Here is a 24906-nt window from a genome sequence, read left to right as displayed (position 1 = left end):
GATGGATTTAGGCACCTTTAACCAGCTACCGCAAGCCGCCGCTCAGCTTGCGCTCTCGCACTGCGTCGCGATTCCTCGCTGGCAGCAGGCGCTGGCGGCGGCCCGCCCGTTTCACAGCGTTGAGGCCCTGCTGGCTGAGGCACAACGGCTGGCCCAGGCCTGGCAGGAAGACGATCTGAATCAGGCGCTTTCAGCTCATCCGCGCATCGGGGAAAAGGCACAGGGCGACGAGAAGGAAAAACGGTTATCACGCAGCGAACAAGCGGCCATGCAACAGGCAGACGATGCGTTACAGCAGGCGATGGTGCAGGGCAACCAGGCTTATGAGGCGCGCTTTAACCGGGTCTTTTTGATCCGGGCGAAAGGGCGCAGCGCACAGAATATGCTTGATGAACTTACACGGCGGCTGGACAACAGCCCGGAAAGCGAGCGCCAGGAATCTCTGGAACAACTGCGGGAAATCACCCTGCTGCGCCTTAAGGAGAGTTTTTCATGAGCACTATCAGCACCCATATTCTGGATACCGCGCTGGGTAAACCCGCGCCAGGCGTAGCCATGTTGCTGGAACAGCACGGGGCACAAGGGTGGGTAACCTGTGCCCGGGGCATCACGGATAACGATGGTCGCCTGAAGGATCTGACACCCGAGCCGCTTGCGCCGGGACAGTACCGCCTGACGGCCGCGATTGGCGAATACTTCCGCGCAGGCGGACGAGAAACGTTGTACGTCAGTGCGCAAATTGATTTTGTGCTGACGGAAAGCGCCAGCCATTATCATCTGCCATTTTTAATCTCGCCCTGGAGCTGGTCTACCTATCGCGGCAGTTAACAGGTGCATCAGGCGCAGCGTTTTTCCGCTGCGCTTGAGAGCTATCGGCTATCAATACCTTCGGCCCATCCGACTATATTCCTGCTAACGCCAGGGTTATCTTAAGGTCAATAATGTGAAGGCAACGGAGCCGATAATGAGCACGCCAAAAGATAATGATGTAGCCGCTTCAGGTAAATGTCCCTTTCATCACGGTAAATCGGAAGAAGAAAGCGTTCTGGCTCGTGGAGCCGGCAGTGGTACCAGCAATCGCGACTGGTGGCCAAACATGTTGCGCGTGGATCTGCTAAACCAGCACTCCAACCGTTCTAATCCCCTCGGCGAAAACTTCAACTACCGCGAAGCGTTCAGCACGCTGGACTACTCCGCACTGAAAGCCGACATCCGGGCGTTGCTCACCGACTCCCAATCCTGGTGGCCAGCCGACTGGGGCACCTACATTGGCCTGTTTATTCGTATGGCGTGGCACAGTGCCGGTACGTACCGCACCGTTGACGGGCGCGGTGGCTCAGGCCGGGGTCAACAGCGTTTCGCCCCACTGAACTCCTGGCCAGATAACGTCAGCCTTGATAAAGCCCGCCGCCTGCTGTGGCCGGTAAAACAAAAATACGGTCAGAAAATTTCCTGGGCCGATCTCTACATCCTCGCCGGCAACGTTTCGCTGGAAAATTCAGGTTTCCGTACCTTTGGTTTTGGTGCCGGTCGTGAAGACGTCTGGGAACCGGATATGGACGTGGATTGGGGCAACGAAACCGAGTGGCTGGCCCATCGCCATCCGGAAAGCCTGGCTAACGCACCGCTGGGCGCGACCGAAATGGGGCTGATCTACGTGAACCCAGAGGGGCCTGAAGCCAGCGGCGATCCGGCTTCTGCCGCGCCAGCGATTCGCGCGACATTCGGCAACATGGGCATGAACGACGAAGAGATCGTGGCGCTGATTGCGGGTGGACATACTTTGGGCAAAACCCATGGTGCCGCCGCCGCGAGTCACGTGGGCGTCGATCCTGAAGCCTCACCTATCGAAGCACAGGGCTTTGGCTGGAACAACAGCCACGGCAGCGGTGTGGGTGCAGATGCGATTACCTCCGGCCTTGAAGTCGTCTGGACGCAAACGCCAACCCAGTGGAGCAACTACTTCTTTGAGAACCTGTTCAAATATGAGTGGGTAAAAACGCACAGCCCGGCGGGTGCGATTCAGTATGAAGCGGTCAACGCTGACGACATTATTCCGGATCCGTTCGATCCTGCGAAAAAGCGCAAACCGACCATGCTGGTGACGGATCTGACGTTACGTTTCGACCCCGAGTTCGAGAAGATTTCTCGCCGCTTCCTGAACGATCCGCAGTCCTTTAACGAAGCCTTTGCCCGCGCCTGGTTTAAGCTGACCCACCGCGATATGGGGCCAAAAGCGCGTTACATCGGTCCGGAAGTGCCAAAGGAAGATTTACTGTGGCAGGATCCGTTACCGCAGCCAACGCATCAGCCGACGGCCGATGATATCAGCGAACTGAAGGCGAAAATCGCTGCATCAGGTTTGACGGTAAGCCAGCTGGTTTCGGCGGCCTGGGCTTCGGCTTCAACCTTCCGTGGTGGCGACAAACGCGGCGGCGCAAACGGTGCCCGTCTGGCGCTGGCGCCCCAGAACAGCTGGGCGGTGAACGCCAGCGTCATTAACGATGTGTTACCGAAACTGCAGCAGATCCAGCAGGAATCCGGTAAAGCTTCATTAGCTGACGTCATTGTCCTGGCGGGCAGCGTCGGCATCGAAATGGCCGCAGCCGCAGCCGGCGTCAGTGCACAGGTGCCTTTTACCCCTGGCCGCGTGGATGCTCGTCAGGATCAAACTGATGTAGAATCCTTTAACGTACTCCAACCGCTGGCAGATGGTTTCCGTAACTATCGTCGCGTACAGGGGGGATCATCCACTGAAACCCTGTTGCTGGATAAGGCGCAGCAACTGACGCTGAGTGCCCCAGAGCTCACCGTCCTGCTGGGTGGCCTGCGTGTGCTGGGCACCAACTTTGACGGCAGCCATCACGGCGTGTTCACCGACCGCGTGGGCGTGCTGAGTAATGATTTCTTTGTGAATCTGCTGGATATGCGCACCGCATGGCGTGCGACCGACGGCAGTGAAGAGATCTTCGAAGGCCGCGATCGCCAGAGCGGAGAAGTGAAGTACAGCGCGACGCGCGCCGATCTGGTGTTCGGTTCCAACGCCATCCTGCGCGCTCTGGCCGAAGTTTATGCCAGCAGCGATGCAAAACAGAAGTTTGTTACCGACTTCGTGGCGGCCTGGACGAAAGTGATGAACCTGGACCGTTTCGACCTGCAGTAAACGCCTGAATCGCCCCCGGCCTGGCCAGGGGCGATTTTATTCTGCCAACGTAAAGCCATCCGCATCGCGCCATGCCGGAAACCGCTCGCGATAAGCCTGCAACTCGGCTAGCGACAGCGACGCCTCAACCTGACCGGCTTTGAACGGCTCGCCCGCCGCCAGAATCTCCCCCTGCGGAGAAATAATTCGACTGTCCCCACTGTACTGATGCTGATTACCATCGCTGCCCACACGGTTGCAGCCTGCTACATATGCCTGATTTTCGATAGCGCGAGCCAGCAGCAGGGCCTGCCAGTGAAGGGCGCGCGCTGCAGGCCAGTTGGCGACATACAGCGCCAGATCGTAGTCATTTTGATTGCGTGAGAACACCGGAAAGCGCAGGTCGTAACAGATTTGCGGCAGAATACGCCAGCCGCGCCACGGAATCACCGTACGCGCCTTGCCCGCAACATAATGCTGCTGTTCATCGGCCATGCGAAACAGATGACGTTTGTCATACTGGTGCAGCGTGCCGTCCGGCTCAACCAGCAGAAAACGGTTCATGGCGCCCTCAGCGGTATGAACGGCGGCGCTCCCGCCCACCAGCGCATTGGTGCGCTTAGCATGGTGCTGTAACCATTCCACGACCTGCGCCTGCGGCAAGGCCTGCTGTGCGGCCTCCATGGCAAAACCGGTGGTGAACATTTCGGGCAGAATAATGACATCCCGTTGCGTGAGGTCGGCTAAGATCCGATCGAAATGGCGCAGGTTGGCCTCACCATCCATCCACGTCAGTGGCTCCTGTAGCAGCGTTATCGCTAAAGTCGACATAACCGCTCCGCTGCCGCATCAAGTGTGGCTTCCTGTTTTGCAAAGCACAGCCGAATCAGTTTGTGCGGGAAAGGCGCCTCGCAGAATACCGACAGCGGAATGGCGGCTACGCCAACTTCACGCGTCAGCCACTGGCAAAAACTGACATCGTCCAGGTCCGAAATGGCACTGTAGTCCGCCAGCAGGAAGTAGGTGCCTTCACAGGGCAACAGGTGAAAACGACTGCTGCGCAAGGCCTGTATCAGTCGGTCACGGCGCGCGCGATAAAACTCGGGCAGTTCACGATAGTGTTCGGGATGCTGGCGCAGCATATCGGCAATCGCCAGTTGCGCAGGCGTGTTGACTGAAAACGTCAGGTACTGATGGATCTTACGGATCTCGGCGCTAATGGCCGCCGGTGCTACGCAGTAACCGACTTTCCAGCCCGTCATATGAAAGGTTTTGCCAAAGGATGACACCGCCACCGCACGTTGACGCAGCTCAGGATGCGCCAGCACGCTGGCATGACCGTCCTGTGCAAAGCAGATGTGTTCATAGACTTCATCGCTCAGCACGTAGATTTCCCGGTCGGCGACAGCCTGCCATAACGCGGCATAGTCCGCGTGATGCCAGACGCTGGCCGAGGGATTATGCGGCGTGTTTAAGATGACCAGGCGGGTTTTGTCGCTTAGCAGCGCGGAGAACGCAGGCCAGTCAACCGTGAACAACGGTGGCTGCAAGGTGAGGCGTTTCAGTGTGCCGCCCGCCAGCTGTACCGCGGGCGCATAGCTGTCGTAACTGGGATCGAAACAGATGACCTCGTCACCGGGCCGCACCAGGGCGGTGATGGCGGCATACAGGGCTTCAGTAGCCCCTGCCGTCACGGTGATATCGCTGTTCACATCGGGCCGATAGCCATAGATCGCGGCGGTTTTATCCGCAATGGCTTCGCGAAGCGGCTGTGCGCCGGTCATGGGTGCGTACTGATTCGCGCCCTGACTGACGTGGTAAGCCAGCCTTTCCTGCAGGTAAGACGGACCATCAAAATCCGGAAATCCCTGAGAAAGATTAATCGCATTATGCTGCTGTGCCAGCGTGCTCATTTGCGTGAATATGGTGGTGCCGAGTGCAGGCAGCTTGCTCTCGGGCGTCAGGTTGGACTGCGTCATGATTAGGTAGCCTTACGCGCAAAAACGGTAGCGGAAAAACCCTTAGTTGATGCCACTATAAACAGGATGCTAGTATTTGGCAATCAAGACGCTTAGACGGCTAAAAGGAACGATGATGTCCGATTCTTCTGCAGTAGATCAGCTGGTGCAAGCCTGTCACTGGATAGGCGCGAAGGGCTGGGCACCGGCCACCGGTGGCAATATGTCGGTGCGCCAGGATGCACATGTTTGCCTGCTGAGTGAGTCGGGCAAAGACAAAGGCAGCCTGACGCGGGATGATTTTATTCAGGTCCACATTGCCACTAATCTGGCCCCCTCGGGCCGCAGGCCTTCGGCAGAAACCGCGCTGCACACGCTGATTTACCGTCTGTTCCCGGAGGCGGGCGCGGTACTGCACACGCATACGGTCAATTCCACGGTGCTGTCGCGGGTTGAGCAGGGCGCCGCCGTGCTGCTCTACGGCTATGAGATGCAAAAGTCGCTGAGCGGGCAAACGACCCACGATGCTACCGTGGCGATTCCCCTGTTCGACAACAGTCAGGATGTGGCGGCGCTGGCGTCAGAGATCGAGGATTATGCCGCCCGTTTTCCCCTGCGCTATGGCTTTCTGCTGCGCGGACACGGCCTGACCTGCTGGGGCAAAGATGTCGCTGAAGCCCGTCGTCATCTTGAAGGTCTGGAATTTTTATTTGAATGCGAGCGCCAACGTCGCCTGCTGGAGAAAGCATGATAAAGGCCATTGTTACCGATATTGAAGGGACCACCAGCGATATCCGCTTTGTACATAACGTTCTGTTTCCCTATGCCCGAGCGCATCTGGCTGATTATGTTCGCAAGAATCAGACGCAGACTGAGGTGCAACAGGCGCTAAACGCCGTGCGTACCGAAGCGGGGCAACCCGATGCCGATACAAACGAGGTCATCGCTATTCTGTTTTCTTACATGGATGCGGATCGCAAATCGACCGGCCTGAAGGCGCTGCAGGGAATGATTTGGCGCGAGGGCTACCTGAGCGGTCGCTTTACCGGGCACCTTTATCCTGATGTGCTGCCCGCGCTTAAGGCCTGGCACGTGCAAGGCATTAAATTATATATATATTCCTCTGGCTCGGTTGCCGCGCAGAAATTGTTATTTGGCTACAGCGACGAAGGTGATATTACTGGTTTGTTCAGCGGCTATTTTGATACCCACGTGGGCGCCAAGCGTGAGAAGACGTCGTATCAGAACATCGCTGCGCAAACGGGCTTGCCCGCCGAACAACTGCTGTTTCTTTCTGATATTCATCAGGAGCTGGACGCAGCAGAGCAGGCCGGCTGGCACACGCTGCAGCTGATTCGTGACGCGGCAGATGATGACAGCCATCATCGTCAGGTCGCCGATTTTTCCCAGATTAACCCGGAGTCGATTTGAGATGAGTGCACTGACCATTTTTAGCGATAGCGATCCCAGCCAGCCGATATGGCACAGCACCGATGCTGAGGCGATTCGCGCGCGGCTGAATGCCAAAGACGTCCGTTTTGAACGCTGGCAGGCCGACCGCGATCTGGGCGAAAACCCGGATGCGGAAACGGTCATCAACGCCTATCAGCATGCCATCGACCGGCTGGTGGCCGAAAAAGGCTATCAGAGCTGGGACGTGATTAGCATGCGTGCCGATAACCCGCAGAAGGACGTTCTGCGCCAGAAGTTTCTGTCGGAACACACGCACGGCGAAGATGAAGTGCGCTTCTTTGTCGAGGGTGCGGGGCTGTTTTGTCTGCATCTGGACGGTGAAATTTTGCAGATCCTGTGCGAAAAGAACGATCTGATCTCGGTGCCCGCCGGCACGCCGCACTGGTTTGATATGGGATCGTCCCCGCACTTCACCGCGATTCGCATTTTTGATAATCAGGAAGGCTGGATCGCCAATTTCACCGGCGACAAGATTGCCGATGCCTATCCGCGCCTTGCGTAATCACGGCGCATTCTGCGGGCGGCTGATTCCGTAAGCCGCCCGTCCGCTTACTGTGGCTGGAAGATGCCAGCGGCAACCTGAGCTGGTGCGATCACGCCGGTATCCAGCACCCAACCGCTGATCAGCGCGGCAGGCGTAACATCAAAGGCGGGATTGTAGACCTGCGCTTCTTCAGGAGCCCACTGCACGCTGCCGAAGCTTCCGGACACACCGGTGACTTCACTGGCGGCACGCTGTTCAATAGGAATGGCCGCGCCCGTCGGGCAGAGCCGATCCAGCGTGGTATGCGGGGCCGCAACGTAGAACGGAATACCGTGATAGTGCGCTAACACCGCCAGGCTGTAGGTGCCGATTTTGTTCGCTACGTCACCATTGGCCGCGATGCGGTCCGCACCCACCCAGATAGCGTCCACGTTGCCCGCAGCCATCAGGCTGGCGGCCATCGAATCGGTGATCAACTGGTAAGGTACGCCGAGTTCGCCGAGTTCCCAGGCGGTTAAGCGCCCGCCCTGCAACAGGGGACGAGTTTCATCGACCCAAACATTTCGGACCTTGCCCTCTTGATGCGCGCGCGCGATAACGCCCAGGGCTGTGCCGACGCCTGCGGTCGCCAGGCCGCCCGTATTGCAGTGGGTTAACAGCTGGCTGCCGGGTTTGACCAGCGAGTTTCCGGCTTCGGCGATGCGATCGCAGAGCTGTTTATCCTCCTGCACCAGCCGCAAGGCTTCTTCTGCCAGGCTCGTCACCCTGTCTGGCTGCTCCAGCGCCTGTTTCATACGATCGAGGTTATTCATCAGGTTGACCGCGGTCGGGCGGGCGGCCCGCAATATTTCCAGCGACTGTGCCAGCTGCTCGCGCGTTTCACCCTGTTCCGCCAGCAGTGCCAGCAGCAGGGATGCAGACAGGCCAATTAACGGCGCACCGCGCACCCGCAGCGCATGAATATGTTCAACCAACTGCGCGACCGAATGGGCAGGCAGCCAGTTCTTTTGCTGGGGCAGGGCCTGCTGATCCAGTATCCAGAGCTGGTTGTTACGAACCTGTAAGCTGGTAGTTTGGAATGTCTGCATTGTTGGTGAAATCCATGTTGCGTTAATAGCGGATATTGTGCCAACATGCTTAACGGATGTATAGACGTCTGAACGGCTTATTACGAAAGATTAATCAGGTCCGGCTTGCACCGGCGTTTGTTGATGAGGAAAGGTCAATGTCGCAATACCGTACGTTCACTGCAGCCGATGCTGTGGAATATGCCAAAACGTTTGGCGGCATGGATGATCCTTCTGTTCTAAGCAGCGCGGAAGAGATTGGCGATGGTAACCTCAATCTGGTCTTTAAAATTTACGACAACCAGGGTAAAAGCCGCGTGGTAGTCAAACAGGCGCTGCCCTATGTTCGCTGCGTCGGCGAATCGTGGCCGTTAACCCTGGATCGTGCGCGTATCGAAGCGCAAACGCTGGTTGAGCACTACAAATATTGCCCCCAGCACACGGTTAAGGTTACGCATTACGATGCGGATCTGGCGGTGATGGTGATGGAAGATCTTTCCAGCCACCGCATCTGGCGCAGTGAGCTGGTGAAAGGCGCCTACTACCCTGAAGCGCCGCGTCAGCTCGGCGAATATCTGGCGCAAACGCTGTTTCACACCTCAGACTTTATTCTGCACCCGCATCACAAGAAAGCCGAGGTGGCGCGCTTTATCAACCCTGAGCTGTGCGAGATCACCGAAGATCTGTTCTTTAACGATCCCTACACTGACCACGAGCGCAATAGCTATCCTGACGCGCTGGAGCCGCTGGTCGCATCCCTCCGCACTGACGACGCGTTGCGTATTGCTGTGGCCGGGCTCAAACACGTTTTCTTCAGCCATGCCGAGGCGTTACTGCATGGGGATATCCACAGCGGCTCGATTTTTGTGGCTGACGGCAGCTTAAAAGCGATTGATGCCGAGTTTGGTTATTTTGGACCCATCGGCTTTGACGTGGGCACCGCGCTGGGTAACCTGCTGATCAACTACTGTGGTTTACCGGGCCTGTTGCCTCCCCGCGAAGCCGTTGATGCCCGTGAGCAGCGCCTTAGCGACGTGCGTGATGTCTGGAATACCTTTGCGACGCGCTTCCTGGCGCTGGCAGAAAGTCACACCCAGGATGTGGCCATGGCGTATCCGGGTTATGCACAGGCGTTTCTGCGCAAAGTCTGGGCGGATACAATTGGCTTTTGTGGAACGGAGTTGATCCGTCGAACGGTGGGCATGTCGCACGTGGCGGACATGAAGCTGATTCGAGATGATGAAATGCGCACCGATTGTATTCGCAATGCGATTACCTTAGGCCGCACCCTGATTCTGGCCGCCGGGCACGTGGACGATGTCGAGGCATTGATTGCCCGCATTCGTCAGGCAGGATAAAAAAAGGCCGACATGATGTCGGCCTGATTGTTTATGCCGCCTCACTGGGGCGGGCGGGTTTTGAGACATCCTGCTTTGCCGGCACGGCCAGCGCATCAGCCTCAAACTCATCCACGTTAATGGAACGCAGACGGCTCTGCTCGGCGCGTTTCAGCACTTCAGCTTCTTTGTCGTCAATCCAGCCCTGTTCCAACGCCTGTTTAGCCAGCGCATCCAGTCGGGTGAATGAGAAGTGTTTTTTATGCTGCTTGCACAGGCGGTCGTGAATCACTTCCGCCGCCATCACGTCCTGCAATGCCTGCTCTAACTGACCTGCAGGATTATGCTGGCTCGGCGCAAGATACTGACCACGACCTAAACGCGTACGCGTCGCCGAAGGCACCTGCAGCATTTTTGCCAGTTTGTGATCAAGACGATCGGACGGTGCAGGGCAGTGCTGACCACCGGCAAACACCATCAGTCGAATAACGCCAGCCACCAGGCGGTTCGGGAAGTTACTCAGCAGATCGTCCATGGCTTTCTCTGCTTTATTCAGTGCATCCTGCACGCCCCAGTGCACCAGCGGTAAATCGGCTTCGTGGCGTCCTTCATCGTCATAGCGTTTCAGAGTGGCAGACGCCAGGTAGAGCTGACTCAGCACATCACCCAGGCGAGCAGACATCCGTTCGCGACGTTTCAGGCTGCCGCCTAAGACCGCCATAGAGACATCTGACAGCAAGGCCAGGTTGGCACTAATGCGGTTCATGTGCTGATAATATCGACGCGTTACATCGCGGGTTGGCGCGGCGCTGGTGCGACCGCCCAGCAGGCCCAGCCACAGGCTGCGCGTCGCGTTGCTGCCAACGTGACCAATATGGCTAAACAGCGCCTTATCGAAGGCGGCAACATCGTTGCTGGCGGCGGCGGCCATTTCCTGCAGGACATAAGGATGGCAACGAATTGCCCCCTGACCAAAGATAATCATGCTGCGGGTCAGAATGTTCGCGCCTTCCACGGTGATAGCGATGGGCGCACCCTGATAGGCACGCGCCAGGAAGTTGCTGTCACCCAGCATGATGCCCTTACCACCCGCGATATCCATCGCATCGATGATTGACTGTTGAGCGCGATGGGTACAGTGATATTTGACGATGGCTGACAGCACCGCGGGTTTTTCACCCTGCATAATCCCGGTGGTGATTAGCGTAGCGGCCGCGTCCATTACATAGGCATTACCTGCGATGCGCGCCAGCGGCTCTTCAATACCTTCCATTTTACCGATAGACAGCTTGAACTGACGACGGATGTGCGCATAGGCGCCGGTCGCCAGTGCCACCGTTTTCAGGCTACCGGTTGAGTTTGACGGCAGCGTGATGCCACGGCCGACGGACAGACATTCCACCAGCATCCGCCAGCCCTGACCGGCCATTTCCGGGCCGCCAATGATGAAATCAATGGGGACAAAAATGTCTTTCCCACGGGTTGGACCATTCTGGAACGGTACGTTGAGCGGGAAGTGGCGATGACCGATTTCCACGCCCGGCGTGCTGGTTGGGATCAGGGCACAGGTAATGCCCAGTTCCTCTTTCTCGCCCAGCAGGTGCTCGGGGTCGGAGAGCTTAAAGGCCAGACCCAGTACGGTGGCGATTGGGGCTAACGTGATATAGCGCTTGTTCCAGGTCAGTCGCATGCCCAGCACCTGCTGGCCCTGCCATTCGCCCATGCAAACGACGCCGGTATCGGGGATTGCCCCGGCATCGGAACCCGCTTCCGGGCTGGTAAGGGCGAAACAGGGAATCTCGTCGCCCCGCGCCAGACGCGGCAAATAATGGTCTTTCTGTTTTTCCGTTCCGTAATGTTGCAGCAGTTCGCCCGGACCCAGTGAGTTAGGCACCCCCACGGTAATCGCCAGAATACCCGATACGCCCGACAGTTTTTGCAACACGCGTGCCTGGGCATAGGCGGAGAATGCCAGTCCGCCGTACTCTTTTTTAATGATCATGGCGAAGAAGCGGTGCTCTTTCAGATAGGCCCACAACTCTGGCGGCATATCCGCCAGTTCATGGGTGATCTGGAAATCATTCGCCATGCGGCAGGCTTCTTCCACCGGGCCATCAATAAAGGCCTGTTCTTCCGGCGTCAGGCGCGGTTGCGGGTAATTGTGCAGTTTCTGCCAGTCAGGTTTGCCCTGAAACAGATCGCCTTCCCACCAGGTTGTGCCCGCGTCAATCGCCTCTTTTTCCGTACGAGACATCGGCGGCATGACCTGCTGAAAGCGCTGCAGCACCGGTTTGGAAAACAGTTTGCGGCGCAGGCTGGTCAGGTTCAGCGGCAGCAGGATGATCGCCAGCGGCAACAGCAGCCACGGCGTCCACAGGTGGGCCACCGCCATCGCAGCGGTCCACAGCAGCAGGATTGCGCTACTGAGTGACAGAGAGATGCGGTGATAAAACAGGGCGCCAATTAGCACCACTGTCGCAAGAATCGAGACAACCATCATAATGAAGTGCTCCGTTAAGTAGTAAGAGGTCTGACCTGTTATAAAGAGAGGTTTAAATCACCTGCTGGCATTTATCAATTTGTTTACATCGCAATTACAACCTGACTCACAAAATCAGCGAAACAGCGCCCGTAATGAAAATAACGAACGTGAAAAAAACGGCGGGCACACGGCTATCTGACCCTGTGGTGCTTTGCGCAGGTCAACCATTCCGTTAAACTTGCTGCGATTAACCTCCCCTACAAAGGACAAGTCTATGTATCAGGACATTATTCGTTCAGAGCTCAATGAAGCGGCAGAGACGTTGAATCACTTTCTGAGTGACGACGCGAACATTCACACCATCCAACGGGCGGCGGTGATGTTGGCTGACAGCTTCAAAGCGGGCGGCAAAGTGCTTTCCTGCGGCAACGGTGGTTCTCACTGTGATGCGATGCACTTTGCTGAAGAACTCACGGGCCGCTACCGTGAAAATCGTCCTGGATATCCGGCTATTGCCATTTCAGACGTCAGCCACCTTTCCTGCGTGAGCAATGACTTCGGCTATGACCACGTCTTTTCCCGTTACGTTGAAGCGGTAGGGCGTTCAGGCGACGTGCTGCTCGGGATCTCGACGTCAGGAAACTCGGCCAACATCATCAAGGCCGTTGAGGCTGCGCGTGCGCAGGGGATGAAAGTGATCACTCTGACGGGTAAAGATGGCGGTAAGATGGCTGGCAGCGCGGACATTGAAATCCGTGTGCCGCATTTTGGCTATGCCGATCGCATTCAGGAGATCCATATTAAAGTGATTCATATCCTGATGCTGCTGATTGAAAAAGAGATGGTCAGGTAACAGCACGACTGGCCTCCTGAGCGGCAGGAGGCGTTTTGACATAAGGCGGTTGCTATGTGCGAATTGCTCGGGATGAGCGCCAATGTTCCCACCGACATTTGTTTCAGTTTTACCGGATTAGTGCAGCGCGGCGGCGGAACAGGGCCGCATAAAGACGGCTGGGGTATTACGTTTTACGAAGATAAAGGTTGCCGCACCTTTAAAGATCCCTTGCCGAGTTTTAATTCCCCCATTGCGCGTCTGGTGCAGGAATACCCGATCAAGTCCCATTCCGTCGTGGCGCATATTCGCCAGGCGAATCGTGGGCCGGTCTCTCTGGAAAACACCCATCCGTTTACGCGGGAACTGTGGGGACGAAACTGGACCTATGCGCATAACGGGCAGCTTAAAGGCTACAGGCAACTGGAGACCGGAACCTTTCGTCCGGTTGGTGAAACCGACAGTGAAAAGGCATTCTGCTGGATCCTGCACAAGCTGGCCACGCGCTATCCGCGTACGCCAGGTAACTGGCCTGCGGTCTTTCGCTATATCGGCGAACTGGCGGGTGAACTGCGGCAGAAGGGCGTGTTTAACATGCTGCTGTCGGATGGTCGCTACTTAATGGCGTTCTGCTCCACCAATCTGTTCTGGATTACCCGCCGAGCCCCTTTTGGCCGGGCGCAGCTACTTGATCAGGATGTGGAAATTGATTTCCAGAAACATACCGGCGCGAACGATGTGGTCACTGTCATTGCGACACAGCCGTTAACGGGGAATGAAACCTGGCACCGGATAGTGCCAGGCGAATGGGCTTTATTTTACCTTGGAGAGCGCCAGGAACGACTGTGAGGCCGCTTCGGGTTGTGTGATGACCGGGCTGCTGTTCATCACATATCTGCCGCTGGCAACATTCACCGTTGGCGGCTGATGATATTGCGCAAAATAGGCATAGCCGGGCTGAAGCTGCTTCCAGAAATCCGCATAGGTGGAATAGCGATGACGCTGCATATTGCTCTCCGTCATGCGAAACGGATAAATGGCAATATTCACTTCCTGCTGGCCATTGCGTAATGCGGCATTCACATAAGTGAAAATCTGATCCATGTAAGCATTGGTCATGGCATAGCAGCCGATAGACTTGCAGTCGCCATGAATCATCAGGTAGTTACCGCTGTAGCCCTGATCGCGGTCATATTGGTTGGGAAAGCCAATATTAATCGCGCGGTAAAAACGGCTGTCTGGCTTCAGCTGATTCATTTTTACGCTGTAAAAACCTTCCGGGCTTTTAAAATCGCCTTCACGACGTTTAGGGCCAAGGCCGCCAGAAAAGTTGCAGATGCGGTAGGTATCCAGCAAACGGTACTCATTACCAATTTTGCCGTATAGCTCAAGCGTACGCTCTTCCTTAAAGATCTGAATATAAACCGGTGTACCAATTAGCTGTTTCTTTAATTCTTTACTGACCGGGGCCAGTTGCTGAACCGGCTCAGGAGTCATTGCCATGCTGAGGGCTGGCAGTAAAATCATCGCAAACAGAAGTGCGATTTTGCCCATGCTGTGTATACCTTGAAGTGAAGAAGAACAATGGCGCGGTAAGTGCGCCTCTGTTTGCATTATCGGAACTTTCCGCTACCGCAGCGCAACATTAAACATTGTGTGTTTTTTTAGCAATACAGCGCAGAGCAAAATGTCCATTTCTTTGATGGAATAGCGCTGAAAATTTGTAAAGTTTGTTAGCAACTGCAAGAAATATTGCACAAGTCTCTTCTGACTGTATACTTATCCAGTACTGGAGGGGCGATGCGTAAGATCATTCATGTCGATATGGACTGCTTTTTTGCAGCAGTGGAAATGCGTGATGACCCTTCATTACGTGATATTCCCATGGCCATTGGCGGCAGCCGCGATCGCCGCGGCGTGATCAGTACCGCTAACTATCCGGCACGTAAATATGGCGTGCGCAGTGCGATGCCGACCGGTATGGCATTAAAGCTTTGCCCCCATCTGCGTTTATTGCCCGGGCGCTATGAAGTCTATAAAGAAGCCTCCAGCCAGATTCGCGCCATCTTTTCCCGTTTTACCTCCCTTATTGAGCCGCTGTCGCTGGATGAAGCCTATCTGGACGTTACCGACAGTACGCACTGCCAGGGCTCTGCCACGTTGATCGCCCAGGAGATCCGCGCCACTATTTTTCGCGAAACGCAGCTCACCGCCTCGGCGGGCATCGCACCGATCAAGTTCCTTGCCAAGATCGCCTCTGATTTAAATAAGCCGGATGGTCAGTACGTCATCACGCCTGCGCAGATGTCTGACTTTTTGCTGGCGTTACCCTTGGCAAAAATCCCCGGCGTGGGGAAAGTCTCGGCAAAAAAGTTGGAAGAGATGGGCCTGCACACCTGCGCCGACGTGCAAAATGCCGATTTGGCACTGCTGCTAAAACGTTTTGGTAAGTTTGGCCGGATATTATGGGAGCGCAGCCACGGTATTGATGAACGCGGTGTGGTGGTGGAACGCGAACGGAAATCATTAGGCGTTGAGCGTACGCTGGCTGACGATATCGACAGCTGGGAGCGCTGCCTGGAAATCATTGATTACCTCTATGCCGAGCTTGATCGGCGCCTGACGCAGATTCGCCCCGATAAGCATATTGCGCGCCAGGGCGTGAAGCTGAAGTTCAGTGATTTCCAGCAGACGACTCAGGAGCATGTCTGGCCGGTGCTAAATAAAGAAGACATGATTGCCGTGGCGCGTAAAACCTGGGATGAGCGCCGGGCGGGTCGCGGTGTGCGGCTGGTGGGATTGCATGTGACGCTGGTGGATCCGCAGCTGGAGCGGCAGCTGTTGCTGGGCATATAGGGGGAGTTCCGCCGTTGGCGGGGATGGGGTTTGCTCTGAGTATGTTCCGCCCGCCAGGCGGCAGGGAGTTTCAGCCTGCCCGTGCAGGCGGTCGGGTTAAGGGGCTCGCGCCAGCCCCTTAACAATCCCGGCGTCCGGCAGCCGCCGCTGTTCCTTCGTCGTTTGCTGCGGCCTGACGGACCGTCCGGATGCGCCCTCCCTGGCGCAGCCGTCCTCGTCGCGGCTTCCCTGCCGCGCCGTCCTGGCCTTCGCTCTCTCCTCAGCGCGGCGGATGCCTCCGGAAAACCCCCGCCTGTGGGATTTTGTTCTTTTTTTGGTGCGGCTTTGCCTGGAGGGTTTTTCTTTAATGAGTTTGCCCTTAAGGCTGGCGCATACTTTGCCTGCCTGCGGGTATTTACGGTTTTGCTCCGTGCAGATTCCGCCCGCCAGGCGGTGGGGAGTTTCAGCCTGTCCAGGCAGGCGGTCGGGTTAAGGGGCTTGCGCCAGCCCCTTAACAATCCCGGCGTCCGGCAGCCGCCGCTGTTCCTTCGTCATTCACTGCGGCCTGACGGACCGTCCGGATGCGCCATCCCTGGCGCAGCCGTCCTCGTCGCGGCTTCCGTGCCGCGCCGTCCTGGCCTTCGTTCTCTCCTCAGCGCGGCGGATGCCTCAGGAAAACCCCCGCCTGTGGGATTTTGTTCTTTGTTTGGTGTGGTTTTGCCTGGGGCCTGCCAGGTGGTAAATCCACGGTTTTGCTCCGAGAATATTCCGCCCGCCAGGCGTCGGGGAGTTTCAGCCTGTCTGTGCAGGCGGCCGGGTTAAGGGGCTTGCGCCAGCCCCTTAACAATCCCGGCGTCCGGCAGCCGCCGCTGTTCCTTCGTCATTCACTGCGGCCTGACGGACCGTCCGGATGCGCCATCCCTGGCGCAGCCGTCCTCGTCGCGGCTTCCGTGCCGCGCCGTCCTGGCCTTCGCGCTCTCCTCAGCGCGGCGGATGCCTCGAGCAAACCCTCGCCTGTGAGGGCGAGTATCTTTCCCAAAGGCCTGCTTTGCCTGTTTGTTGTGCACATGCGCAATCAGAACTGAAGACAGGAAAGCCTGACGAAAATGAAAAAATGAACAGCAATAAGCTGTGATGCTTTTCTGTCATCTGAAGCGACGCGGAAAGTAGTTTTGGCACAGGTATCAAAGCGGTGGAGTGGGCCGGCCTTCCCACTCGCTGAGCGGATGCAGGATTTCCGGATGAGCCGACAGGACGTCGGCGAAAGTCAGGCCGCGCCAGGGATGGCGCGTCCTGGCGGTCCGGCAGAAATCCTGAAGCAGCGAAGGGACCGCGCAGCGGCGGGTGGGCAGGACGGGAGCCCGGGGTCAAGGGGCCGCGGCGACTGGCGGCCCCTTGTCGGTCGCCCGCACGGGGCGAGCTGAAACTGCCTGCCGCCTGGCGAGCGAAACCTTCTCGGCGCTTTGTGACTGGACGCCGCTCAGACGGCAAGCCTTAACCACCCCTGTTCGGCGACGAACACCTACTTCTTATATTTCGCTTCCAGCGTCGCAAACCACGGCTGGACGAAATCCTCATTACTGCCCCAGCCTGGAATAATCTTGTTCAGCGATGCCACGTTCACCGCACCTGGATGGCTGTTGAGCGCCTGCTGAGAAATCGACGCGGCTTTGAATTCATACGTCGCTGGGGTGGTTTCACCGGCAATCTTGTTCGCCACCAGGCGCATATTTACGGCTCCGATGGTTTTAGGATCGACCGCGACGGTCTGTACCCACGGGCTGCCTTTCTGACGCATCAGCTGCAAATCCTGATTGGAGACATCAATGCTGTACAGTTTGATCTCTGTACGGCCATTCTCCTGCAGCGCTTTATAAGCGCCCTGGCTGAACGCATCCCACGCGCCCCAGATGGCATCGATCTTGCCTTTGGGGTATTTCGCCAGAATAGCGCCCACTTTATTGGCGGTGTCGCCCTGAACATCCGTTGATACCGCGCCAATCGACTCAAGTTGATGAATGCCCGGGTTCTCTTTCAGCAGTTTTTCATAAACCACCTGACGACGTTCCATCGGTGGGAAACCCGCTACCCATAATTTAACGATGTTGGCTTTACCGTTGAAATCTTTGATTAACTGTCCCAGAGACAGTTGAGCCAGAGAAGCATCATCCTGAGCTGTCACCGTAACGCCCGGAATCGGAGTATCCACCGGTGTATCAAATACCGAGACTTTAATACCAGCGTCCGCAATGCGTTTTACCAGCGCGCTGGCGTATGGCGCTTTGCCATGTGACAGAACAATACCGTCGTATTTCTGGCTGATGGCCTGATTCACGAAATCCTGAAAGCGCGCATCGTCGCCGTTGCTGAGAAACGTACTGACTTTAAAGCCCAACTGGCGGCCTTGTTGAATCGCCCCCGCAACAAACTGCGTGGTGTTGTCGTCTGAGCCAAGGTTACGGATAACCGCAATACGGATCGGCCCTTCATGGTTAGCGATAGCGGCAGGAACGGGCGTAACGGTGTCGGCAAACGCTGCGCTGGCGTTTAGCAGGCTTAATGCCAGCAGCGAGAGTGTTATCTTTTTCATTATTCTTAACTCCAGTAAGGGGAACGCGCCTCAGCGGCGCTGAACGTACGTGATAGCCAGTGCTAAAGCCAGCACCAGCCCTTTAATAATGTCCATGGCGTAATAGGGCACGGATAACATCACCAGACCGTTTTGCAGCACGCCAAGAATAACGGCACCAAGTAGCGTACCCAGCGCATTCGGTTTACCTGAACCGGCAAGGGATAAGCCGATCCAGGCCGCAGCGACGGCATCCATCAGATAACCGCTGCCCGCATTCACCTGCGACGATCCAATGCGTGAGGCCAGCAGAATACCGCCCAGCCCCGCTAACAATGAGGCGATAACATAGGCCAGTACGCGATAACGCGTGGTACGAATACCCGAAAGTCTGGCGGCTTCGGGATTACCGCCCAACGCGTACATGCGGCGACCGTGCTTTGTCAGGGATAGCGCCAGCTGTGCAACGACCGTGACAACCAACATGATAATGACGATGGTGGGCACCTGGCCCAGCAGGTTAAAGGTTGCCGGAATTGTGCCCTCAGCCATGTCGCCGCTGGGCAACACCATATTTTCCGTAATCGAGCCACCAAAGCTGTAGGTCATTGCCACGCCCTGAATCACAAACAGGGTGGCGAGTGTTGCCAGCATGTCGGGAATACGCAGCACCACGATCAGGAAGGCGTTGAACAGGCCGACCAGCGTACAAAGGGCCAGCGTAATTGCGATAGCCGCCGTCGTATCAAAGCCGTACCAGACGAATAACGAAATCACCAGGGCGTTTGCCAGTGAGGCGGTCGAACCAACGGAAAGATCGAAGCCGCCCACGGTGAGCGACACGGAAACGCCCACCGCAATGACGGTCACGATGGCGATGGATCGCAGGATATTAATGATATTGTTCGGCTCCAGAAAACTGTCGGATGCCAGACCAAAGGCTGCGATCAATATCACTACCGTCAGCAGCATGCCCCACTTGTACATGAAATCGAACAGTTGATGGCGCAGCGAGGAAGACGCTGCATTCAGGGATAAGTCTTTACTGCTCACGCAGGGGTTCCTCCGGTGGAATAGAGCAAAAGTGTCTCTTCTGTGGCTTGCCGTCCCTCTAACTCCGCCACAATACGTCCATCCCAGAGCACACAAATACGGTCGCATAAGCCGACCAGTTCAGAAAATTCGCCAGAGGCGTAAATAATGCCTTTGCCTTCATGGGCAAGGTTGCTAATCAGCGTGAACAGCTCCGTTTTGGCTTTAACGTCCACGCCTTTCGTGGGTTCATCAAAAATCAGTACGTCGGCGTTGTTGCGTAACCACTTGCCTATCGCCACTTTTTGCTGATTACCGCCTGAGAGACGACGCAACTGCTGCGCCGGGCCTGTCGTACGCACGCTGAGACGACGGATAACCTCCTCTGCCCAGCGCCAGGCCTGACGATGACCAAACAGGCTCCAGCGGGAAAAACTGTCGTCTGCGCTGATACTCAGGTTCATCGCCACCGATTCATCAATGAAAATGCCTTCTTTGCGACGCTCTTCTGGCACCAGCGCCATGCGCTGTTGCACCGCGTCGTGTGGCGATCGCGGTTTCCAGCGTTTGCCGTGCAGTTCACCGCCTGAAACACGGCTCTTACTGGCACCGAACAGCGCCTTGCAGAGTTCGGTTTTCCCTGCACCGGCCAGACCGGCAATGCCCAGAATCTCGCCTTTGTGCAGGCGCAGCGAGATATCCTGTAGCAGGTGTTCATCATGCAAGCCCTCCACCGCCATGAGCACGGACTGCGGCTGAAAGGGGCGACGCGGGGGATAAATATCGGTTAACGGATGCCCCAGCATTTTTTCAACAATCTGCTCACCGCTCAGCGAAGCCATCGGGGCGCTTTCGATCAGCCGTCCATCGCGCAGCACCGTCAGGCGATCGCAAATGGCTTTCAGCTCGTGGATGCGGTGAGAAATAAACACCACGCCAATGCCGCTGGTCTGCAGGCGACGGACCACGGCGAACAGGCGTTCGCTCTCGTGCTGGTCTAGCGGCGCAGTAGGTTCATCGAGGATCAGAAAGCGGCAGTGATGCGACAGGGCTCTCGCCAGCAGAATTTGCTGCTTCTCCGCCAGCGAGCAGCGCTCTACCGGGCGTTTAACATCTATGCTGGCATCCAGTTGGGCCAGCAGTTGGCGCGCCTGGCGACGAATATCGCCCCAGCGAAAGCCGTGGCCGGGCTCGGCCAACTGATCCAGCAGAATATTTTCGGCGACGCTTAATTGCGGCACCAGCGCCACATCCACCTCCTGCTGTACAAGGTGAATGCCCAACTGCTTTGCGTCTCGCGGGCTGCGAATCGACACCGGTTTACCGTCCAGCAGAATCTCGCCGCTGTAGTGACTGTGGGCGCCCGAGAGCACCGCCATCAGCGTAGACTTACCAGCACCATTGGCCCCGGTCAGAGCATGAACCGAGTGGCCTTCACTCTGAAAATCCACCGACGTTAACGCGGCAAATCCGCCAAAATCGATGGAGATGTTACGCATCTCAAGGCGATTTAAAGCACGCATTGCAGGGATCTCCATTAAAGTCACTGACCACATTTTTTCCTGAAGCATCAGGCACGGCAACAGCCGAAAGCGCATAAGTTAGCACAGAAACTTATTAGCCATCCAGACATCTGGACATAATGGCGGCTAAAGCTGGGGAAGCGCAGTAAGTTGGTGATTTAGCGGCAGGAAGTGGGCTTACTCCAGCGGATTATGCTGCGCAGGCACCAGGAACGCTGTGACGCGCTTTCACTCATCAGTAAAGAATGCGCGCGCTGGGATGCTGAAGGCCAACGTGACCCGGTTAATCTCTAAAACGGGGGCAGGGCAGGTTATTTGAATGCGTAGACCTCGGCTAAGTCGGCCAGATCCCAGTTTCCCCCAGTGAGCAGCACACACACTTTCTCGTCGGGTTGCAGGCTAACCGATCCCGCCAGTAGCGCACCGAGACCGATTGCGGCGGCCGGTTCCGCAATCAATTTTGCATCCCTCGCAAGCACGCGCATGCCCTGAATAATATGTTCTTCATCTACCACAATAATCTCGTCGACGTACCTCTCGATAATGGGGTAGGGATTACGTCCCGGTACGCTAATTCTTAAGCCGTCAGCGATGGTGTTGAGCAGCGGAAGGGAGGTGGGCTGCTGGTTGATCCGGCTTTGATAATATTTCGGCGTCAGGGCTGGCTCAGCCCCAATGACCCTGACAGCGGGGCGAGATTCTTTGATGGCCGTGGCGACACCGGAAAGAAGCCCGCCACCGCCCAGCGGAACGATCACGGTATCCACATCCGGTAAATCATTCAGTATTTCGCAGCCGATCGTGCCCTGACCGGCCATAACCATCGGATCTTCAAAGCCATGCACCACCGCATAGTTGTTGAGCTCGGCAATCTCATAGACTTTTTTCCAGCGCGAGGCGTTGTCGCCATCGAAGAGAATAATCTCCGCACCCAGGGCCCGGGTGTTCTCGATTTTGATTTTCGGCGTCGTTACCGGCAACACCAGAACCACTTTCACGCCCAGCATGCTGGCCGCATACGACAGGCCCTGCGCATGATTGCCTGATGAACTTGAAATAATGCCGTGGGCAAAGGCTTCAACGGGCAGGGAAAGCACTTTATTTAACGCACCGCGAATTTTAAACGCGCCGGTAATTTGCAGCGTTTCCGGTTTGAGATAGAGCTGGCAGCCCACCTGTTTTTCAATTTTCTCAGCGCGCAGCAAGGGTGTGTGACGAATATGGGCGGCAATGCGCTGTTGCGCTTCGTGAATATCTTGCAGGGTAGGATACTGACGCGTCATAGCGGTTACCTTCGTCTGGACGAAAAATTATTCAAAAAACGCAAAACGGGTTCCGACGCCTTTTTCAATCGCTTTGCGGTAAATTTTACCGGCGGTCGTGTTGTCCTGGATGGACAGTCCGGTGGAGTCAAAAAAGGTAATTTCCGCCTCGTTCTCTCTGCCCGGTTTATTGCCCAGCAAGATTTCACCTATCTCAGCATGAATCGCGTTTTCACTGATGATGTTTCTGTCCAGCGCGTGCCAGGTTTCCCCTTTCTGCGTGCACTGGGTCAGGGAATCGACAACGATTTTTGCCCGGCTGAAAATCTGCGGATCGAACTCCTGCTTGCCGCGCTGGTCGGTGCCGATGGCGATGATATGGGTGCCGGGCTTGATCCAACTGGCTTCGACCAGCGGCCCTTTGCCTCGGGTGGTGGTAATGACAATATCGGCTTGCTCCACCGCCGCCTGACAGCTCTCAGCCACAATCACCGGAATGCCAAACGCGCTTTCAATATCCTTTTTAAAGGCAATACGGGTTGCTGGCGTTCGGCTCCACGCATGAATCTCCTCAATTTGCATTACCCTGACAATGGCGCTGATCTGCATCCTGGCCTGATTGCCGGTGCCTATCATCGCAATTTTTTTTGCCCCGGCGCGCGCCAGCGCCTTCACAGAAACGGCACCCGAGGCGCCGGTTCGCAGGCCGGTAATCAGGCTGCCGTCCATGACGCAGCACAGCGCACAGCTACGGGCATCAAATAAAATTACCGTTCCCATGCCGCCCGGCAGGCCATATTCCACCGGATTCTGGGGAAAAGGACCGGAGGAAGCCTTCATCGAAATCAGTTCACTGGTTTTGTAATAACTGGTTTTGAAGTCGATTTCCCCTCCCGCTTCGGGGAGATGCAGGCCAATATAATCCGGCTGTTCCACCAGGTTGCTGTTGAACGCTTTGTAGGCTTCTTCTACGGCCTCAATGACGTCGTCGGTGCTGATGAGCTGACGGACTTCCTGTTTGGTAAGCAATAACGTATTCATGCACCCTCTCATTGCGCAGTGAAGAAGGCCTCTCCGTCACACAAAAGGCATGATGCCGTGGCCGGAGGCAGTTTGGCTAATGCGCATTATTGCATCGGCGGTGCAACAGAAAATGTCAATTTGCGGGTGGAATAAACGCATTTAGCTGTTTTAGCGAGCGATAGCGAAAGCGCATGCTAAGTCAGTGCCGGGTAGCGAGGGAGGGGGCCAAAAGGGGCAATAAAAAAGGGTTTATGATGAACATAAACCCTCAGAGACGTTATCGCGCTGGAATTACTTTTCGGGCACCACGTTCAGCAGCGTCGTCAGCAGTTTCCAGTAAAGACCGACGCTCTCGATGTGCACCTGCTCATCGGGTGAGTGGGGACCGGTGATCGTTGGGCCAATTGAAACCATATCCATGTCAGGATAAGGCTTTTTGAACAGACCACATTCCAGGCCTGCGTGAATAACCTGAATGTTAGGCGTCTTGTTGAACAGTGCCATGTAGGTTTCACGGGTCAGTGCCATAATGGGCGAATCTGCATCTGGCTGCCAGCCAGGGTAGCCGCCTTTCGGCTTCGTTTGCGCGCCTGCCAGCTGACCCAGTGAGGTTAACATCTGCACAACGTAATCGCGGCCGGTATCGATCAGCGAACGAATCAGGCAGTTAATTTCTGCTTTATCTGCCTCCATCGTGACCACGCCGACGTTCAGTGAGGTTTCAACCACGCCTTTGGCAACGTCAGAGTTACGGATCACGCCGTTTGGCGTGCTGTTCAGCAAATTCAGAAAGCGATCGCGGCTCTCTGTCGTCAGCGCATCACCCTGATGGGCAACCGGCTCGCTGACAAAGGCGATGTTTTTCTCTTTCACGCCGTGTTCATTTTGCAACGCAGCCAGGAAGCTGGCGGCTGCCGATTTCAGGTTGTCCACTTTGCTGCTGTCAACAGACACGGTCGCAAAGGCTTCACGTGGAATCGCGTTACGCAGCGTTCCCCCGGTGAACGTCACCAGACGTAAATCCAGCTCTGCGGCATGGGCGGCAAGGAAACGAGCCAGTAACTTGTTGGCATTCCCCAGGCCCATATGAATATCTGCGCCGGAGTGGCCGCCACGCAAACCTTTCAGCGTAAGCTTCAGGGTTTCGCTACCAGCCGGAACGGCTTCACGAGTCAGGGGGAGCGTGGTGATAAAGTCGATACCGCCTGCGCAACCCATGTAGATCTCACCTTCTTCTTCCGAATCGGTGTTGATCAGAATATCGGCCTGCAACCAGCCTGGCTGTAAGCCAAACGCGCCATCCATGCCGGTTTCTTCGGTCATGGTCAACAAGACTTCCAGCGGGCCGTGAGTCAGGCTGCTGTCCGCCAGGACGGCCAGCGCAGACGCCATGCCAATGCCGTTATCGGCACCCAGCGTCGTGCCGCGCGCTTTCACCCATTCGCCATCAACATAAGGCTGGATAGGATCTTTGGTGAAGTCGTGAACGGTATCGTTGTTTTTCTGCGGCACCATATCAAGGTGAGCCTGCAGCACCACCGGGGTGCGCTTTTCCATCCCCGGGGTGGCTGGTTTACGGATCAGAATATTGCCTACCTGATCGCGCTCACACCAGAAACCTTGTTCTTTAGCCCAGCCAACGATATAGCTTGCCAGTGCTTCTTCATGAAAAGAAGGATGCGGAATAGAGCAGATCTTAGCGAAAAAATCCCACAGTGGCTGTGGAGAGAGTTGAGACAATTCAGACACGACAAGTCTCCTGTGTCAGTGCGCCGGCCAGGCCGGACATTGCGAAGTTCCAGTGAAAGATCGCCGTCAGTATACCGACGAGATAGGGCGAGAATATCACTGTTTCTCACCCGGTGTGATATTCAACGCGTTAAAAAG

21 protein-coding genes are annotated in these 24906 nt (G+C 56.3%); 10 read left to right on the top strand and 11 right to left on the bottom strand.

From position 1 onward, the window contains the following. Position 1: 1 nt before the first annotated feature. The 3 genes from uraD (at position 2) to katG (ending at position 3163) form a co-directional block, all read left to right on the top strand. Positions 2 to 496 carry a 2-oxo-4-hydroxy-4-carboxy-5-ureidoimidazoline decarboxylase gene (gene uraD / locus NXS97_RS08760; RefSeq protein WP_022622714.1) on the top strand — a complete coding sequence of 165 codons (495 nt, stop codon included), beginning with the start codon at positions 2 to 4 and terminating at the stop codon, positions 494 to 496. Beyond that, positions 493 to 828, top strand: a complete 336-nt coding sequence (gene uraH / locus NXS97_RS08755; protein ID WP_013024759.1) for a hydroxyisourate hydrolase — start codon at positions 493 to 495, stop codon at positions 826 to 828. The genes uraD and uraH overlap by 4 nt, the downstream gene beginning before the upstream one ends. A gap of 136 nt (positions 829 to 964) precedes the next feature. Next, positions 965 to 3163 (top strand): catalase/peroxidase HPI, encoded by a 2199-nt coding sequence (gene katG, locus NXS97_RS08750; protein ID WP_014592998.1) that lies wholly within the window; start codon positions 965 to 967, stop codon positions 3161 to 3163. 36 nt (positions 3164 to 3199) lie between these two features. Here the strand turns inward: katG and NXS97_RS08745 are convergent, their stop codons facing one another. Beyond that, positions 3200 to 3973, bottom strand: a complete 774-nt coding sequence (locus NXS97_RS08745; protein ID WP_104933185.1) for an amidohydrolase — start codon at positions 3971 to 3973, stop codon at positions 3200 to 3202. Further along, the gene (locus tag NXS97_RS08740; protein ID WP_014593000.1) at positions 3961 to 5121 is read right to left on the bottom strand and encodes a pyridoxal phosphate-dependent aminotransferase; all 1161 of its coding nucleotides are present in this window, start codon (positions 5119 to 5121) and stop codon (positions 3961 to 3963) included. Before NXS97_RS08740 ends, NXS97_RS08745 begins: the two co-directional genes overlap by 13 nt. A 115-nt stretch (positions 5122 to 5236) precedes the next feature. Between NXS97_RS08740 and NXS97_RS08735 the strand changes: the two genes are divergently transcribed. From NXS97_RS08735 to NXS97_RS08725, 3 genes are read left to right on the top strand one after another with little or no spacing between them, the layout of a single operon-like run. Beyond that, the gene (locus tag NXS97_RS08735; protein WP_116219485.1) at positions 5237 to 5851 is read left to right on the top strand and encodes a methylthioribulose 1-phosphate dehydratase; all 615 of its coding nucleotides are present in this window, start codon (positions 5237 to 5239) and stop codon (positions 5849 to 5851) included. After that, entirely contained in the window at positions 5848 to 6531 is a 684-nt protein-coding gene (mtnC, locus tag NXS97_RS08730) for an acireductone synthase (RefSeq protein WP_013024764.1), read from the top strand. Before NXS97_RS08735 ends, mtnC begins: the two co-directional genes overlap by 4 nt. 1 nt (position 6532) lies before the next feature. Beyond that, positions 6533 to 7075, top strand: coding sequence for an acireductone dioxygenase (locus tag NXS97_RS08725; RefSeq protein ID WP_014606507.1), 543 nt, complete (start codon positions 6533 to 6535; stop codon positions 7073 to 7075). 47 nt (positions 7076 to 7122) lie between these two features. Here the strand turns inward: NXS97_RS08725 and mtnA are convergent, their stop codons facing one another. Beyond that, positions 7123 to 8145, bottom strand: a complete 1023-nt coding sequence (gene mtnA, locus NXS97_RS08720; protein WP_019106335.1) for an S-methyl-5-thioribose-1-phosphate isomerase — start codon at positions 8143 to 8145, stop codon at positions 7123 to 7125. 137 nt (positions 8146 to 8282) lie between these two features. Here mtnA and mtnK point away from each other — a divergent pair, with 137 nt between their 5' ends. Next, entirely contained in the window at positions 8283 to 9482 is a 1200-nt protein-coding gene (gene mtnK, locus NXS97_RS08715; RefSeq protein ID WP_014606506.1) for an S-methyl-5-thioribose kinase, read from the top strand. 31 nt (positions 9483 to 9513) lie between these two features. Here mtnK and fadE read toward each other — a convergent pair whose 3' ends face one another. Beyond that, positions 9514 to 11961 carry an acyl-CoA dehydrogenase FadE gene (gene fadE / locus NXS97_RS08710; protein WP_072137832.1) on the bottom strand — a complete coding sequence of 816 codons (2448 nt, stop codon included), beginning with the start codon at positions 11959 to 11961 and terminating at the stop codon, positions 9514 to 9516. A gap of 256 nt (positions 11962 to 12217) precedes the next feature. Here fadE and lpcA point away from each other — a divergent pair, with 256 nt between their 5' ends. Both lpcA and NXS97_RS08700 read left to right on the top strand, forming a co-directional pair. Beyond that, positions 12218 to 12796 (top strand): D-sedoheptulose 7-phosphate isomerase, encoded by a 579-nt coding sequence (lpcA, locus tag NXS97_RS08705; protein ID WP_014593004.1) that lies wholly within the window; start codon positions 12218 to 12220, stop codon positions 12794 to 12796. 54 nt (positions 12797 to 12850) lie between these two features. Next, positions 12851 to 13624 carry a class II glutamine amidotransferase gene (locus NXS97_RS08700; protein WP_013024770.1) on the top strand — a complete coding sequence of 258 codons (774 nt, stop codon included), beginning with the start codon at positions 12851 to 12853 and terminating at the stop codon, positions 13622 to 13624. Here NXS97_RS08700 and dpaA read toward each other — a convergent pair. Further along, positions 13589 to 14329 (bottom strand): peptidoglycan meso-diaminopimelic acid protein amidase, encoded by a 741-nt coding sequence (gene dpaA, locus NXS97_RS08695; protein WP_014606503.1) that lies wholly within the window; start codon positions 14327 to 14329, stop codon positions 13589 to 13591. The genes NXS97_RS08700 and dpaA overlap by 36 nt on opposite strands. Positions 14330 to 14575: 246 nt before the next feature. On the opposite strand from dpaA, the gene dinB reads away from it, so the two are divergent. Further along, the gene (gene dinB, locus NXS97_RS08690; protein ID WP_014593005.1) at positions 14576 to 15631 is read left to right on the top strand and encodes a DNA polymerase IV; all 1056 of its coding nucleotides are present in this window, start codon (positions 14576 to 14578) and stop codon (positions 15629 to 15631) included. 1501 nt (positions 15632 to 17132) lie between these two features. Here dinB and NXS97_RS08685 read toward each other — a convergent pair. The 6 genes from NXS97_RS08685 to pepD form a co-directional block, all read right to left on the bottom strand. Next, the gene (locus NXS97_RS08685) at positions 17133 to 18200 is read right to left on the bottom strand and encodes a sugar ABC transporter substrate-binding protein (protein ID WP_014593006.1); all 1068 of its coding nucleotides are present in this window, start codon (positions 18198 to 18200) and stop codon (positions 17133 to 17135) included. A gap of 30 nt (positions 18201 to 18230) precedes the next feature. After that, positions 18231 to 19232 carry an ABC transporter permease gene (locus tag NXS97_RS08680; RefSeq protein ID WP_116219487.1) on the bottom strand — a complete coding sequence of 334 codons (1002 nt, stop codon included), beginning with the start codon at positions 19230 to 19232 and terminating at the stop codon, positions 18231 to 18233. Beyond that, a complete protein-coding gene (locus NXS97_RS08675) occupies positions 19229 to 20734 on the bottom strand; it encodes a sugar ABC transporter ATP-binding protein (protein ID WP_116219780.1) in 1506 nt (501 codons plus the stop codon). The genes NXS97_RS08680 and NXS97_RS08675 overlap by 4 nt, the downstream gene beginning before the upstream one ends. Before the next feature lie 311 nt (positions 20735 to 21045). Next, the gene (locus NXS97_RS08670) at positions 21046 to 22017 is read right to left on the bottom strand and encodes a threonine/serine dehydratase (protein WP_013024776.1); all 972 of its coding nucleotides are present in this window, start codon (positions 22015 to 22017) and stop codon (positions 21046 to 21048) included. A 27-nt stretch (positions 22018 to 22044) separates the two neighbouring features. Then, positions 22045 to 23037 carry an ornithine cyclodeaminase family protein gene (locus tag NXS97_RS08665; RefSeq protein WP_014606500.1) on the bottom strand — a complete coding sequence of 331 codons (993 nt, stop codon included), beginning with the start codon at positions 23035 to 23037 and terminating at the stop codon, positions 22045 to 22047. Positions 23038 to 23310: 273 nt separating this feature from the next. Next, positions 23311 to 24768: a beta-Ala-His dipeptidase gene (pepD, locus tag NXS97_RS08660; RefSeq protein WP_013024779.1), complete on the bottom strand. Its 1458-nt coding sequence runs from the start codon at positions 24766 to 24768 to the stop codon at positions 23311 to 23313. Between the last annotated feature and the right edge of the window lie 138 nt (positions 24769 to 24906).

Source organism: Pantoea sp. B623 (assembly GCF_024814475.1).
In the GTDB taxonomy this organism is placed as follows: domain Bacteria; phylum Pseudomonadota; class Gammaproteobacteria; order Enterobacterales; family Enterobacteriaceae; genus Pantoea; species Pantoea ananatis.
The sequence above is the reverse complement of the archived record's forward strand: the minus strand, read 5'-3'. Positions and strand labels throughout refer to the sequence as shown.

Bases quoted from the DNA above. Each gene is read 5' to 3' on its own strand.
- uraD (WP_022622714.1), top strand. From the start codon at position 2: ATGGATTTAGGCACCTTTAACCAGCTACCGCAAGCCGCCGCTCAGCTT.
- uraH (WP_013024759.1), top strand. From the start codon at position 493: ATGAGCACTATCAGCACCCATATTCTGGATACCGCGCTGGGTAAACCC.
- katG (WP_014592998.1), top strand. From the start codon at position 965: ATGAGCACGCCAAAAGATAATGATGTAGCCGCTTCAGGTAAATGTCCC.
- NXS97_RS08745 (WP_104933185.1), bottom strand. From the start codon at position 3,973: ATGTCGACTTTAGCGATAACGCTGCTACAGGAGCCACTGACGTGGATG.
- NXS97_RS08740 (WP_014593000.1), bottom strand. From the start codon at position 5,121: ATGACGCAGTCCAACCTGACGCCCGAGAGCAAGCTGCCTGCACTCGGC.
- NXS97_RS08735 (WP_116219485.1), top strand. From the start codon at position 5,237: ATGTCCGATTCTTCTGCAGTAGATCAGCTGGTGCAAGCCTGTCACTGG.
- mtnC (WP_013024764.1), top strand. From the start codon at position 5,848: ATGATAAAGGCCATTGTTACCGATATTGAAGGGACCACCAGCGATATC.
- NXS97_RS08725 (WP_014606507.1), top strand. From the start codon at position 6,533: ATGAGTGCACTGACCATTTTTAGCGATAGCGATCCCAGCCAGCCGATA.
- mtnA (WP_019106335.1), bottom strand. From the start codon at position 8,145: ATGCAGACATTCCAAACTACCAGCTTACAGGTTCGTAACAACCAGCTC.
- mtnK (WP_014606506.1), top strand. From the start codon at position 8,283: ATGTCGCAATACCGTACGTTCACTGCAGCCGATGCTGTGGAATATGCC.
- fadE (WP_072137832.1), bottom strand. From the start codon at position 11,961: ATGATGGTTGTCTCGATTCTTGCGACAGTGGTGCTAATTGGCGCCCTG.
- lpcA (WP_014593004.1), top strand. From the start codon at position 12,218: ATGTATCAGGACATTATTCGTTCAGAGCTCAATGAAGCGGCAGAGACG.
- NXS97_RS08700 (WP_013024770.1), top strand. From the start codon at position 12,851: ATGTGCGAATTGCTCGGGATGAGCGCCAATGTTCCCACCGACATTTGT.
- dpaA (WP_014606503.1), bottom strand. From the start codon at position 14,329: ATGGGCAAAATCGCACTTCTGTTTGCGATGATTTTACTGCCAGCCCTC.
- dinB (WP_014593005.1), top strand. From the start codon at position 14,576: ATGCGTAAGATCATTCATGTCGATATGGACTGCTTTTTTGCAGCAGTG.
- NXS97_RS08685 (WP_014593006.1), bottom strand. From the start codon at position 18,200: ATGAAAAAGATAACACTCTCGCTGCTGGCATTAAGCCTGCTAAACGCC.
- NXS97_RS08675 (WP_116219780.1), bottom strand. From the start codon at position 20,734: ATGCGTGCTTTAAATCGCCTTGAGATGCGTAACATCTCCATCGATTTT.
- NXS97_RS08670 (WP_013024776.1), bottom strand. From the start codon at position 22,017: ATGACGCGTCAGTATCCTACCCTGCAAGATATTCACGAAGCGCAACAG.
- NXS97_RS08665 (WP_014606500.1), bottom strand. From the start codon at position 23,037: ATGAATACGTTATTGCTTACCAAACAGGAAGTCCGTCAGCTCATCAGC.